Annotated in this window: 9 protein-coding genes and 1 pseudogene; 4 read left to right on the top strand and 6 right to left on the bottom strand. The window is 43.9% G+C overall.

Features of this window, described 5'->3' with window-relative positions; genetic code table 11:
* The 4 genes and pseudogenes from AC27KT_RS19355 to AC27KT_RS19340 form a co-directional block, all read left to right on the top strand.
* A pseudogene (locus AC27KT_RS19355) lies at positions 1–2,346 on the top strand (beta strand repeat-containing protein); the annotation flags it as partial.
* Between the two features lie 214 nt (positions 2,347–2,560).
* Positions 2,561–3,265: a hypothetical protein gene (locus AC27KT_RS19350; RefSeq protein ID WP_487132670.1), complete on the top strand. Its 705-nt coding sequence runs from the start codon at positions 2,561–2,563 to the stop codon at positions 3,263–3,265.
* A gap of 43 nt (positions 3,266–3,308) precedes the next feature.
* The gene (locus AC27KT_RS19345; RefSeq protein ID WP_487132668.1) at positions 3,309–4,991 is read left to right on the top strand and encodes a type I secretion system permease/ATPase; all 1,683 of its coding nucleotides are present in this window, start codon (positions 3,309–3,311) and stop codon (positions 4,989–4,991) included.
* 2 nt (positions 4,992–4,993) lie between these two features.
* Positions 4,994–6,304 (top strand): HlyD family type I secretion periplasmic adaptor subunit, encoded by a 1,311-nt coding sequence (locus tag AC27KT_RS19340; RefSeq protein WP_487132666.1) that lies wholly within the window; start codon positions 4,994–4,996, stop codon positions 6,302–6,304.
* A 119-nt stretch (positions 6,305–6,423) separates the two neighbouring features.
* Here AC27KT_RS19340 and tmpT read toward each other — a convergent pair whose 3' ends face one another.
* The 6 genes from tmpT to AC27KT_RS19310 form a co-directional block, all read right to left on the bottom strand.
* Positions 6,424–7,077 (bottom strand): thiopurine S-methyltransferase, encoded by a 654-nt coding sequence (tmpT, locus tag AC27KT_RS19335; RefSeq protein WP_487132664.1) that lies wholly within the window; start codon positions 7,075–7,077, stop codon positions 6,424–6,426.
* A gap of 104 nt (positions 7,078–7,181) precedes the next feature.
* Positions 7,182–7,538 carry an outer membrane protein assembly factor BamE gene (locus tag AC27KT_RS19330; protein ID WP_012517879.1) on the bottom strand — a complete coding sequence of 119 codons (357 nt, stop codon included), beginning with the start codon at positions 7,536–7,538 and terminating at the stop codon, positions 7,182–7,184.
* Positions 7,539–7,662: 124 nt separating this feature from the next.
* Positions 7,663–9,348 (bottom strand): DNA repair protein RecN, encoded by a 1,686-nt coding sequence (recN, locus tag AC27KT_RS19325; protein ID WP_487132662.1) that lies wholly within the window; start codon positions 9,346–9,348, stop codon positions 7,663–7,665.
* 300 nt (positions 9,349–9,648) lie between these two features.
* Positions 9,649–10,158: a DNA starvation/stationary phase protection protein Dps gene (gene dps / locus AC27KT_RS19320; RefSeq protein WP_014976104.1), complete on the bottom strand. Its 510-nt coding sequence runs from the start codon at positions 10,156–10,158 to the stop codon at positions 9,649–9,651.
* Between the two features lie 259 nt (positions 10,159–10,417).
* Positions 10,418–11,293 carry an NAD(+) kinase gene (nadK, locus tag AC27KT_RS19315; RefSeq protein ID WP_014948959.1) on the bottom strand — a complete coding sequence of 292 codons (876 nt, stop codon included), beginning with the start codon at positions 11,291–11,293 and terminating at the stop codon, positions 10,418–10,420.
* A gap of 90 nt (positions 11,294–11,383) precedes the next feature.
* Positions 11,384–13,726, bottom strand: a complete 2,343-nt coding sequence (locus AC27KT_RS19310; protein ID WP_487132672.1) for a fatty acid cis/trans isomerase — start codon at positions 13,724–13,726, stop codon at positions 11,384–11,386.
* Positions 13,727–13,814 lie beyond the last annotated feature (88 nt).

The raw sequence follows: 13,814 nt of genomic DNA, 5'->3' as shown, positions 1-13,814 counted from the left end.
CTTATTGACTGGGGTGATGGCTCTACGGTGCAGTCGGTTACTGAGCTAGGTGATGTTACTCATACCTTCGCAGATGGTGACAGTAGTGCCACTGTCAGTGTGCAGATCGTGAATGATGAAGGCACGTTTGACGCAGGCACCGTCGATGTCACCATCAACAATGTAGCGCCGGCTACGTCAGTTTCATCGGACGCGAGCGTTGATGCTAATGCACCGTTTACTATCAACTTTGGTGAGGTGGTCGACCCAGGTGACGATACTATTTCAAACGCCGTCATTAACTGGGGAGATGGAACAACTTCTGTTTACACCGGAGCTGGGGATTACGTTCATAGCTATGACGGAACAATTACTAACCCAACCATAGAGCTCCTTATTACTGATGAAGATGGAGAGTTTGTTGCTGCCAGTACCACGATAACGGTAAACGAAGAAATCAGCGAACCTACAGCAACGGGTTCTATTCAGGAATTTACCCTTCGCGATCAAGAAGTGCAGCTTGATTTGCAAATATCCAGTGATGAGCCTGTCTTGGAAGTGATAGTAGATTGGGGAGATGGCACGTCTGAAAGCTTTAACGATCCAAATGCTTTGTTACACGAGTACGGTGACCTTGGTCTATACGAAGTCAGTGTTCAGCTTGTCACGGCGTCTGGCACGTATGATGTGGGTGTTGTAGATGATGTAGATGTAGGCACCCGCATTGGTGATGCGTCACTATTCTTTAATTTCTTTGACCCCTATGCTTGGCAGAATAGTTGGACCGACGAAGGAATCACACTAGCACATAAAGCAAATACCGCCGACCTAAATGAAGCATGGTCAGGAATGTCTTTCGTTGGCTGGGACTCTTGGCGTATTGAGGGGCAAGATGTTGCTTTCGGACACTTAGGTGTATCTGGGCGCACATCACAAACGGGCTCCTTCTTCCAGCAGTTAGACGGTACCGAGGGAATACGGTTCGATATTGATACATCAGCGATGAGCGGCGAGATTATGTTTACTGATTTGTATGCTAATGAATCAGGAAACCTTGATGAACAAGCCAGAGTCCAATTCTTTGATGAAAGCGGTAACCTAGTTGATGAATATTTGGTTACCGGTAGTGCTAGTGGTGAGGTCTCAATGAACTTTACGACTCAAAGTGCATTCGACTACTTTGTGGTTACTGCAGGTGCTTACGATGGCAACGGACAATTTGTCTATGGAAGTTATGCAGACGACAATGGCATTGCAGGTTCAGGAGAGGCTAATACAGGCAGTGAATTACTCATTGACGCTATTCAAGTGGGGTTCCGTGGTAGCGACAATGTTGTAAACGTTGCCAACAGCCCGTTAGAAGTAGCGCAAGATGCTATGTTATCTATTCTGCCTATACCAGAGTTAATTAACCCAGCTGATGAATTGGACAATAGTTCAAGGGCAACGCCGTTACCAAATGTGGTAACCATTCCAGGTCAAACTGAAAATGACGTTAAATCGATATTGCCTACCCCAGTTCGGTTGGTTGGAGCATCTGTAATAGCATTGAATGTTGATGCTGCAGCAGGCGATAAGGACAACACGCAGGAGGCGGCGCTACCTGCTCATGATAAAGACGTGATGTCAACGTTACCTGTAGTATCAGACCCTGTTGAGTCAGATAAAAATGACAGCGAAAAAGTGTCATCTAACTCAAGCGATAACGCGGCGAATACAAACGATGTTGGTCCCGAGTCAGCTAAAGCACTCGAAGGCAAAAAAGATATCGTTTCAACACTACCGGTGGTGGAAGAACCCATCGAGTCGGATGAGGAACCAGATGAAGGCGTATCCGTAGGCTTAGGTGAATCGGCTTCGGGTGGTGAAGTTTTACTGCTTGATTCAACAGCGAAAGTTATTCAAATCGATGACGATATTATGTTCACATTACCTGTGATGTCAGATCCGATTGAATCTGACGATGAGCAAGATGAAAGCCAAGCAGCAGTAACGAGTGAGCTGGAAACAACTGGTGAAGTTACTCTGACTCAACTTGAAGAAGAATCTACAGAGGTTAAAGAAGGTATCGTTTCAACCTTACCCGTGGTACCTGACTTAATAGATGCTCAAGAGACGCCTACCAAAAGCAGTCTGTCCTTAACTGGTGAAGTCGGGAGTAATGTTGAATTTGATTTCGCCCAACTATCAACGGACAGTGCTGGTATGAGCAAAGCAATGACGCTGAATTACGCTTTACAAAGAGGCGAGCAGTCGGCAGCGCTTACTCCTAGCGATGACAAACAGACAATAATTGCTGAACTTGCGTTAGAGTTCGAGGATAGTGATATGCAGTTTACGCAATATGACGATTACTTGATTCGATAATGGTGTCTGGTTTTTATACAAATGTTGGGTGGCGACACCCAACTTTATTTTCAGCTTATTGAATTTTAAATAAAATTTTAGTGGCTTAATAATTGCTAAAATTAAAACTACAAGGTAGTAAGGTCACGCGGTTGCAAACAAGCAGTAACGTTTTGTATGTAGACTTATAGTTGGTTAGTTAGATAGCAAATAACACCGAGATTAAGGAAGATATATGAAACATTCGTGTTCAAAGTATGGATTAGCGTTGACCGTACTGCTCTATATACTAAGTTTGAGTTCTTCAAAAGCGAACGCAGCGTTGATAGTAAATAATGAACCCTTAGTTCCAACAGTTGGTGGCGCTGTATCTTTTATAGATAATACATTTTCAGTAAATAACACTCCCTCGCTTTTAGAGGACTTTTCCGTAACACAGATGACCACTATTAACAAAATTAGTTTTTGGTCTTTTGACCTTCCTACTTATACTGGGAGTGAATACATTTCGCTGCGCTTATATCGAGATGAGCCTGGGTTCGTTCATAATTCACCATTGTTTAGTGCAACAGGCGCTTCGGGTACTGGCGGAACTTTTTCTAAAACGGAAGTCGGCGACGGTGTATTGTTTCGACACGAAATCGAACTGGTCAACGTTACTTTAGGACCCGGCGATTATTTTCTTAATGTCGGAACAGATCCCTTTCTTAACAATGAACTTGCTTTTGGATGGGCTTATGCATCAATACCATCGGTTCCTGGAGAATATAGCTGGTTATTAAACCCTTTAGCTCCATCGGGAGCTGTCAACTATTCTCCGTCGGGTGTTGATTTTGCATTCCAAATAGAGGGCGAGCCAGTCGTTCAAGCTAATGCACCTTCAGCGCTGTCAATTCTGTCACTTGGTTTGGTATTGATGCTTGTTCGAAGAAGAGTGTAAAACGCCAAATCTAAGCACGCCTTAATCATTACGGACAGTGACTATGAAAAATGGCAATGGATTGATGCCTGTGAATAAAGCGTTGGCTAATATTAAGTCAGCGCTCCTTTATGTTTTTTTGTTTAGTTTAGCCATTAATCTGTTGATGCTGGTCTCCCCCTTATACATGCTGCAGGTCTATGATCGAGTATTGGTTTCTGGCAGTCATGCCACTCTACTTTTCCTGACTATTTTTGCTTTGGTTGCACTGATTGTGTTGGCCACGTTAGACATCGTTCGCGGAATTGTACTCGCTCGTTTAGGTAATGCTTTTGATAAAACAGTGAGCGGTTACTTGTTTAAAAACATAATTGAACAGGGAGGGCATAGCCAGCCACTACGTGATGTAGACACCGTGCGCAGTTTTCTCTCATCACCAGCACTCACCGCAATAATGGACGCACCGTTTACACCGCTTTATCTAGCGTTAATCTATATTCTACATCCAATGTTAGGGCATATTGCGCTGGCAGGCGCTATTGTACTTTTTAGCTTGGCGCTTTTAGGCGAGAAGATGACCCGTGTCGCGCAAAAAGACAGTCAAAATGCATCTAGCCAGGCTCATCGCTATACGGATGTGTGCGGAAAAAACCGGAATGCAGTTTATGCAATGGGGATGAGCAGTCATATTCTTGCTAAATGGAATATACCTCATTTAAAAAGCTTAAGTTTTGGAGGCCTTGCCAATTCCCGCAGTAGCGGTATTTCGGCAATATCTAAAGGCCTGAGGTTTGCGCTCCAGGTAGGTATTTTGGGAATGGGAGCATTCCTTGTGATAGAGCAAGAATCTTCCCCTGGCGTAATGATTGCCGCCTCAATTGTAATGGGAAGAGGCCTAGCACCTATTGAAGCGTCTATAACTGGATGGCGCTTGGTTATTGCTGCCCGTGATGCGAGGGAACGATTACTAGAATATCAAAGTAGTTTACCCCCTTTGACTGAACCGCTGCCGTTGCCAGAACCAAAGGGCAAGTTAACCGTTCAAAACGCTATCTTTCAGTTTCCGAACAGTGAAAAGCCGCTGATAAGAGATGTAAGCTTAACGATAAATCCGGGCGAGGTCATTGGAATAACAGGGCCTAATGCAGCGGGTAAAAGTACTTTGGGAAAATTGCTTTTAGGGCTTTATGAACCCACCCATGGTGATATTCGCCTCGATGGCGCGACTTACTCCCAATGGGACAGAAAAGTACTAGGGCCACATATAGGTTACTTACCGCAAAGTGTAGAGCTTTTTCCCGGAACAATTGCGGAGAACATCAGCCGCTTCACTGATGCAGATCCAAACGAAATCATGCAAGCAGCACAGCTTGCTGGTGTACATGAAATGATCCTTGGCTTGGATAATGGCTATAACTTCGCTGCTGATAACTTTGATGAAGCTTTGTCTGGTGGGCAAAGGCAGAGAATAGCGCTAGCGCGGGCAGCTTTTGGGTTGCCCAAGCTCATTCTACTTGATGAGCCGACGTCTTCTCTAGACGCAGAGGCAGAACGTACCGTCGCTGCCGCGATAAAAGCGCTGAAAGAAAATGGTGCCACAGTTCTAGTGATAGGGCATCGCCCAGCTCTCATGAACTTAACGGATAAGTTATTAGTCATGCAAAACGGTGCACTCGCTGCTTTTGGCCCCACCAATGAAATTATGGCTAAACTCGTCAGGCCTGCTGTTCAAAAAACAGGTACCTAAAAATGAATATAGCTAACGACGATTTACCTAAAATTAAGACATCACTGAAAGGGCCCATTGTGTCTGGCCTGACTATCTTACTGGTATTTCTTGTAGGAGCGACGGCTTGGGCGTCTTCAGCGAAACTGGCCAGTGCTATTATCGCAGTAGGTCAACTAAAAGTAGACTCCAACCGTAAACAAATTCAACACCTTGACGGAGGCATTGTTAATCAAATATTGGTTTCTGACGGACAGAGAGTGAAAAAGGGCGACACATTGGTAATTTTAGATCCCGTTCAAGCCAAGTCTTCATTAGGAATTGTCGCGGGGGCACTCTTCACAGCAGAGTTGAAACGTAGTCGTTTACAAGCGGAGAGAGACAATACTGACCAGCCCGATTTCACGCGGTTTTTGCATAGAGAGCATGAAGATAAAAATAGCCTGATTGACGCTCAGCAATCTCTATTTTCGATTCGGCGTTCTGTGCAGGTATCCCAGCAAGAAATTCTGCATCAACAAATTGAAAACCTCAAATCACAAATATCGGGCTTTGAAAGTCAACAAGCCTCTACTCAAACCCAAATAGAAATAAGTAAGGACGAACTGGTTAATCTTAAAAACCTTAAAGCTAGAGGGTTAGTAGGAAATGAGCGTCTGCTTGAGCTAGAAAGGAATTTGGCCCAACTTGAGGGAAGGGCTGGCGAACTTGTTTCATCCATTGCCAGTGCGAAAGCGAGTATTGATGAAAAGCGCTTAGAGCTTATCCGAGTGAAGCGCAGTTTCCATGAGCAGGTGTTAGCTGAACTGCAAGATGTTGAGTCAGAGATCATTGATTTACAAGAGCGTGCTAATGCTGCAACACACCACCTGCAACAAATGGTCGTTAAAGCCCCTGTTGATGGGTTAATTGTAGGTTTAAATGTGCATACCGAAGGAGGAGTAGTAGTCCCTGGGCAATTGCTCATGGAGATTGTTCCAGACAATGACGCGCTTATTGTTGAAGGACAAGTATTACCTACGGATGTTGATGACTTACTGGTGGGTCAAAGTGCACGAGTCAAACTCTCTGGGCTTCAGCAAAGGACAACACCTGAACTGATAGGAAAGCTGCAATATGTCTCAGCTGACAGCATGTTAGACGAGCGTTCGGGTATGACTTATTTCATTATTCGAGTAAGTATAGCAGCAGAAGAGCTTGCGAAGCTTCCTTCAGAAGGTCTTATTCCCGGGATGCCAGCAGAAGTGTTTGTACAAACCGGTGAGCGCACCGCTCTAGAATATTTACTTCAACCACTTTCCGACACTATTGATCGGGCATGGCGAGAAAAATAAGTCCCCACATAAACACATTTTTCTTAGCGCTTAACGTCACTTAATAGATCAAGCGATTTCAAACAGGTAAGCTGCTAACGCTTTCGTCGAGTCTTTGTGAGTTTCAATACAAAATAAGGTTATCTAGCGACTAAGTGAAATACCAAATTATCAGCGTCTACTTTGCCTTTCAAACCGCCTTCAAGCACCGAGCGCTCTAACCTTTGAATGTTGTAGTCCGCTGAATAAAGAGCGTCGACGGTTTTTTCGTTAACGCTAAATGGAGGGCCGGCCATTTCATTTTGGTCATACTCGAATGAAATGATTAGCTGGGGGGCGCATTGGGTAATAGCAATTAGGTGCGCTGCATATTGCTCGCGAAGGGGGCTAGGCAGCGCTACTAAAGCTGCTCTGTCGTAAACACCAGTAACGTCACCTATGTCGCTTGATGTGAGTTTAAAAATATCGCCCACGTGTATGGTTAAGCCGTCTTTAGTATAAACCTTACCTTTGGCAGTAGTGGTAACGGTAGGCTCTGCACCTAGCTCTTCAAACAGCTGTATAATAGCCACTTCGCTTAGCTCAGCACCAACCACTTCACAACCCTTGGAAAGTAACCAAGCAATGTCACGGGTCTTTCCACATAGTGGAACAAATATGCGTTTTAACGAAGAATTAGAACTATCGTCGCCAAGCAGAAAAGACGCATACTTTACGAGAAGCACATTGCCTTTAGGTTCATGAAATCCAATTTCGTTCTTTTGCCATTTACTGTGCCAAAAACTATGTTCCATATAAGCCTCAAGTAGGTAAGCGATATATCTCTAAAAAAACGGGCGTTTTTATGAAATGTATTAGAAACAAAAAGGTAGCGAGAAACGCTACCTTTTAAACAAAATTAGTTATCAAGCGGTGTATTGAAGTCTTCAGATAACTCGAAGTCACCTTCAACCGTTGTCACTTTGTTGTCTACAAAGTTAATCACCATTTGCTTTTGAAAATCTTCACCACGCTTTTTCATACCGCGCTTCATATCGTAAACGTAATACCAAGTGTCATCGTCGAATGAGTCTTGAACAACAGGGTTACCTAGTACATAAATAACTTGTTCTTTTGTCATTCCAACGCGCAGCTTTTCCACATCTCTTTGATCAAGGAAGTTTCCTTGAGGAACGTCGATTCGATAAATCCAGTTCGAACAAGCGGTTGATGTAAGTGTGATACCAAGAATTACTAATAGGTGTTGCAACTTCATGCGTTAATTTGTCCAGTATTGCCTTTGTTAGTGTCAATGAACTTCGCTAAAGCGAATTTCGAGACTGTTTTATTGCAAGCGCGAAGGCATGCTACATTGACAACTATGACCAATCAACTGCATTTTAGTTCGATGCTGCGCTTTTAAGCAGTTCTTTTGCATTCGCTAGCGCCGATTTGGTTACTTTATCACCGGCTAACAGTCTTGCAAGCTCATCAATTCTGTCTTGCTTAGTCAGCGCCAACATCTGGGTTTCAGTACTTTCCCCGTCGGTAAGCTTGGTAACAAACAGTTGATTATGTGCCTGCGCCGCTACTTGGGGTAGGTGAGTTACACACATTACTTGCGATTGCTTACCTAATTTGCGTAAAAGCCCACCGACGATTGATGCTGTTGGGCCGCTAATACCCGTATCGACTTCATCGAATATCATGGTAGGTGTTGCGTGATGTCCGCTCGCGATAACCTGAATAGCCAGTCCTATACGAGAAAGTTCACCACCTGATACGACTTTTTCTAACTTGTCTGCATCTTGACCGGGGTTAGTAGACACTTTAAATTCTACGATATCTAGACCTGTGCTCACCGGCTTCTTAAGTTCGTCGTATTGAATCTGAATATCCACTTTTGCGTGGGGCATATTCATTTGGCGAATTTGCACTTCAATATCTTCGCTTAGCTTGCCTGCAGCACGTTGCCTGCTGTCAGAAAGCGCTTTGGTCGCGGTTAAATACGTTGCTCGTGCTTCTTCTACTTCGCCTTCAAGCGTACCTAACAGTGTTTCCTGTTCCGATAAAGCATTGAACTCGGCGGCAAGCTCTTGGTGATGCTGATAAAGTCCTTCTGGCATCACGGTATGTTTACGGGCAAGTTCCATCGCCTTCGCATAGCGCGCCTCAACTTGCTGTAAGCGAAGTGGATCGATCTCTAAGTGATCGCAGTAGCTACGTAGCTCTCCTGCTGCTTCTTCTACTTGAATTGCTGCATCATTAAGCATTGCAATGATTGGCGTTAAACTAGCGTCGTGCGCCTCTAATTCGCCTAAACGTTCAATACTGCTCTGTATAACTGACAGTGCGTTGCCTTCATCGCTTTCATATAAATTGTATACGCTGGTCTGTGCTTGCTCTAAAAGACTTTGCCCGTTACTCAGGCGCTTGTGTTCTATTTCTAACTCTTCAAATTCACCTTCTTCAATGGCGAATTCATCAAGTTCTTGAACCTGATAAGTTAACAGCTGAATTCTGTCTTCGCGCTGCTGAGCTTGTTCTTGAAGCGCCTTTAACGTGCGCTGCTTATCACGCCAAAGAGAGTAGGTTTCTCTAACTTGCACTAATAAGTCGTCGTGCTGAGCGTAACCATCAACTAATTCCCTTTGATGGTCTTCTTTCAGCAACTGTAGGTGAGTATTTTGACCATGAATGGCCAACAAAAATTGGCCTAAGCCTTTTAACTGCTGAAGTGAGGCGGGAATACCGTTGATAAACGCTTTTGAACGGCCTTCCTTTGAAATAACTCTGCGAATAAAGCAGCTATTCTCATCTTCATCTGAGGTGAGCTCATGTTCATCGAGGAAGGCTTTAGCTAATACATTGCCGGTTAAAGAAAAGTGAGCAATGATCTCTGCTTTTGCACTACCTTTTCGCACCGCATTTGCGTCGGCACGCTCGCCTAAGCACAAGCTTAAAGCATCAATAGCAATTGATTTACCTGCACCGGTTTCACCGGTTATAGCAGTCAACCCGTTTTCCAGTTGAACTGATAATTGTTTTACAACAGCAAAATTAGAAATAGACAGATGCGCTAACATAACCACACTCGAATAAGTTGAACATGATGATATATACAGTAACTGATAATATATACAGTATTTTTGCTGTGTAAAGTTAAGTCGCAAAATATTTATTTAAAAACAACCGGTGTCGATAGTAATGTTTTTAAAATCAGATTCATAGGTTGGAAATTTCAAAGATGGGTTATGAATAACCTCTAATTCGGGTTCGCCGCGAAGGGATAACTTAAAAAGGAGAGCCGAAGCTCTCCTTAACATTATAACTTTAATCTATTGCAGATAGTTCGGATTACAATCTGCAAACACAGTGGTCGTATTCTATTGCTGTAGCTCACCGCTGCCAGACTCAATGTGCGCGCGCACAAACCACTGGAACTGTTCTAAATCTGCAAGTTGGCCGGTGATCATATCTTCCGATACTGGGTCAATTTCACCTAGAAGCTCTAACGCTTTTCTATGGTCACCATTTACACCGTCATATACGGCATCTAGCGCCTTAAGGTGGTCAAGTACTAAACCTTTACCCAATTCATAATCGTTCCAGCTGCGACCTTCAACAATGGCTTTTGGTGTACCTTTCGGTACGCCACCTAATGTAGCAATTCGCTCTGCAATTGTGTCGGTCATTTCGCGTACCGCATCTACCTGCGGATCCAACATTTCATGCACACCGATAAAATTTGGTCCTACTACATTCCAATGAATGTGCTTCAACGTTAACTGTAAATCTAATAGTGCAACCAATCGCTGATCCAATACCTTGATTGTTTTGGCAGCAGCATCGTTATCCATTCCAGGGGCTGTAAATTTGATATTGGTGTTACTCATGATATCTCCTATTGAATGCAAATAAGTCAGCGGGATGCGAAACATCATTTAGGCCAAATAACAAAGACCTTGTGCTGACGGCTTGTTGTAATAGGTGCAACAGGTATGCCGAAAACTTATATTTCTATAAGTCTTGGTTTTCGTTAAGGAAATTAGAGAAGATTAAAATATCTTTATTTTTCAAGCCTGTAGCAATCAAGAAAATGCTACAGGCTTATGTAATAAATGCACATGGAATCAACTAAATGGAGCAGGGAGGTTAGTAAAGCTTACTACCCCAACCTAATTTTTTACGAAGTACATTGAAGTAGCTGTAGCCCTTAGGATGAACAAGATGGAGTTTGTCTACGCTTTTATTTATTCGAATTTCATCGCCAGGTAGCACCGGCAGGACAATATGGCTATCGCAACTCACTTGTAGCGAGTCACTGTTAACCTTTGATACTTTCATCGATACCTGACTGTCAGCATCAACAACGATTGGCCGGCTGCTCAGTGTGTGAGGAAACATGGGTACTAAAGTTAGCGCATCTAGCTTAGGCATTATAATAGGGCCGCCCGCTGATAAAGAGTAAGCCGTTGAACCTGTAGGAGTGGCTACTATTAATCCGTCGCTGCGCTGACTGAATACAAATTGCTCATCGATGTAAATTTCAAATTCCATCATATGGGCAACTTTTCCGTGGTGAAGCACCACTTCGTTTACAGCAGAGTTGTTACTTTTAAGCTTTTCGTGTCGATAAACTTCTACTTCAAGTAAGAAGCGCTCTTCTACTACGCATTCACCGTTAAAGATAAGGTCAAGTTGTTGAACAATATCATCGGGGTGGATATCAGTTAAAAAGCCGAGATTTCCGCGGTTTACACCGACAACGTGAATGTCAAAGCGAGCGAGCACACGTGCTGCACCAAGCATGCTGCCGTCACCGCCAACCACAACGGCAAGGTCAGCCTCTTTGCCAATAGTGACAAGGTTACAGCTTTTGAAGTTTTCAGTTTCAAGCTCTTCAGCAATACTTTCCTCAACCAATAATTTACAGCCTTTTGCCAATAAATATTCGGCAAGAATGTTCAGGCTGTCGTGGGTTGCAGCGTGCTGAGGTTTTCCAATTAAAGCAACGGTTTGATAGGGCATGGAATGCTAATGTCCTTTCATTTCCAATGGTTGGACATTAGCACAGGTTTTTTGCAAAAGAAAAGCGTAAAACGGCACACAGCGCAAGGTTTAGCGATCTTCTAACCGATTATAGTCGAGAAGACCGCCTTCAATAGGATAGCGCTCGCTAGACCATTGCATTAATTTATCACTAAACGCCCAAAAGTTAGGGTTGGTCCGGCGCATGCCAACATCGTCGAGCAGGGCTTTGTAATCGGCTTCGCTTTTAATGGATTTAAGCTTCTCAATCGAAGACGTTATTTCTGAGGCATTGATATACCAGAATGCGTCAGGGTAACTGCCCAACAAACCATGAACTAGCGTGATTGAATCTTTAGAAGGCTCCCGGTTTTCCTCTTCTTCAAATAGGCTATTTACATTGTAATGCGCGCTATTTCTAAGGGCAGTGAATACATCAATGTTGTCTGAGTTTTTGTCGTCTTGGATCACAATCATGGTAGTTTCAGGCATCAAGGTCGCTTGTTGAGCTGGTAGTGAATCCAAGTGCTTTAGTACTTCGAACTGTTCTGGTGATAGCAGACGTTTATTGTAGTTCGAGGCGTACGGTTGAACCTTGGCCAAGTATTGTGACAACAATTGATAGAGTTCTTGTTGAGGATTATCTGTTTCGAACGCTATGCCAGAAGGCTGTTCGAAACTGTTGATATCACCTTCCAAATAATCGGTTAGTTCAGGGCTGGCGTTTTGATACCAGGCGTTAAGAAGCTCATGGCGAGAGGCTGGGGGAAGTAGATTGAGGAAGTTCGACTCACCTTCCATACGTAAGAAGTCCATATACAAACGAGTCATCAGTTGATGCCCATAGTTACCATAGACGTCGAAACCAGCCACAAGTAAGTAGTGAATTCGCTCCAACAAGGCATAGTCAATAATCCATGCAGTTTTGGTCGGCTTACCAATCATTCCTTTTGCTACAGTGGCGTTATCGAAATGACGAAATACCGTCAAGCTGGCATTGGTATTATCGCCGTCGCCATCCCAAATGCTCGACAAATTCAGGTGAGCCCCGTCTTCAAACTCATTATTTAGAAAGGTGGTTCTGGCACGCATATATTCGCCCTGGCGCTTTGCGTATTTAACCCAATTTACTGCAAGGGCTGAGCTATCTTTTTCAGCGGGAAGGTGAAGGTTTTCTTTTTGAGAAGCGTAAAAAGCATTCACTTTTTCAGAGGCTGCAATGTCTGGGTCGACAAAGAACACCCAGAATCGATCGTTAATGACGTTAAGCGCGACTTGGCCTCTGCACACGGGACCTTTGATATAACCCATAATGGTGTTTTGAGCGCGTTCAAGCATAAATCGATAACGGCTTTCTACTGGCAATAAAGTAAAAGCAGTTAGTGGATTGGCTGCCACTTCAGGTTTGTATGAAGGCAATGCTTCTACAGAAAACTCTGCATCGATAAACCACGATTGCCACTTATCCATTAGTGCTTCGTTAATAGCGTACGCTTGATGTGTTTTACTCACAATAGTCGAATGCACTGGCTGAAGGCGATAATAAACGCGCTCGACCTCTGGATCGTCGAAGGGTCTGCGAGTGGCTATGATATCTAACGTTTGTCCTGGTGGTGTACGCGAGCGTACTAGGTCAAAAAACTGAGGGGGTTTTCCTTGTTCTGAAATGTCTTCGAAGTAGAGGTGAGACGTAAACAAGTGTTCGTAAATATAACGTGCGGAAAGCTGCATCTTGTTGCTATCGCCATTTAGCCACGCTTCTAAGTCAGATACTTTTTCATTCAGTTCTTGAGAGAGCGCTTTGGGCGACGGTAACGGCGCACCATGGTTTAACCATTGAATGAGTGTAGTGTGCTCAGCGTCAGATAGGGCTGGCAGGGCGTAGGGCATGCCTCCTAGAGGCTCACCAGCTATATATTCCCCCATTTCATCTATGGTTGGACACTGGTTTTGTCGGTTCAAGCTTACATCGAAACCGTCACCCAAATGAGCGGTGTTGGGCAAAGGGTGCTGTTTTTTTAGCAAAAGCATTTGCGCTAGCACCGAAGATTGGGTCGGCGAAGTGTTAGGTTTTTCTTTCGATTCTAGCACGTCGAAAAAGCCACGCTCTCGCCATGCGTCTACGTTGTGGGCGTCGAGAAACATTCTATTGGGTTGGGCAGCGGTGAGTCGTGTGCCTTCATAGACTTTTTCTTTGTTAGCACCTCTGGCTATACCTTCAGGAGATGACATCTTTAGTTGGCATGGCGCATCGTAACAGGCGTGGCAGACAACACAGCGCTGCGTTAATACTGGGTTTACTTGAGTATCAAAGAAATTGTCGGGCAAATTCTCCATGGCGGGCATGACGTTGTTTGATGAAAGTAAAGGAGCGTCAGTTTTCGGCCATTGCCATATCACTATAGCGATAATTGCTATAAGCAACGAAATCATACCGAGTTTCTTCATAATCGTATTCCACAGAAAAGTTCCAATCAGTCTATCACTCATTTCACGTACGGTGATGTTAATAATTAACCAT

Source organism: Alteromonas sp. 5NW40-0090 (assembly GCF_057552975.1).
This window is presented reverse-complemented; position numbering and strand designations above follow the sequence as displayed.

What these genes read in the sequence shown, in the direction of transcription:
- AC27KT_RS19350 (WP_487132670.1), top strand. Translation starts at nt 2,561, where the DNA reads ATGAAACATTCGTGTTCAAAGTATGGATTAGCGTTGACCGTACTGCTC.
- AC27KT_RS19345 (WP_487132668.1), top strand. Translation starts at nt 3,309, where the DNA reads ATGAAAAATGGCAATGGATTGATGCCTGTGAATAAAGCGTTGGCTAAT.
- AC27KT_RS19340 (WP_487132666.1), top strand. Translation starts at nt 4,994, where the DNA reads ATGAATATAGCTAACGACGATTTACCTAAAATTAAGACATCACTGAAA.
- tmpT (WP_487132664.1), bottom strand. Translation starts at nt 7,077, where the DNA reads ATGGAACATAGTTTTTGGCACAGTAAATGGCAAAAGAACGAAATTGGA.
- AC27KT_RS19330 (WP_012517879.1), bottom strand. Translation starts at nt 7,538, where the DNA reads ATGAAGTTGCAACACCTATTAGTAATTCTTGGTATCACACTTACATCA.
- recN (WP_487132662.1), bottom strand. Translation starts at nt 9,348, where the DNA reads ATGTTAGCGCATCTGTCTATTTCTAATTTTGCTGTTGTAAAACAATTA.
- dps (WP_014976104.1), bottom strand. Translation starts at nt 10,158, where the DNA reads ATGAGTAACACCAATATCAAATTTACAGCCCCTGGAATGGATAACGAT.
- nadK (WP_014948959.1), bottom strand. Translation starts at nt 11,293, where the DNA reads ATGCCCTATCAAACCGTTGCTTTAATTGGAAAACCTCAGCACGCTGCA.
- AC27KT_RS19310 (WP_487132672.1), bottom strand. Translation starts at nt 13,726, where the DNA reads ATGATTTCGTTGCTTATAGCAATTATCGCTATAGTGATATGGCAATGG.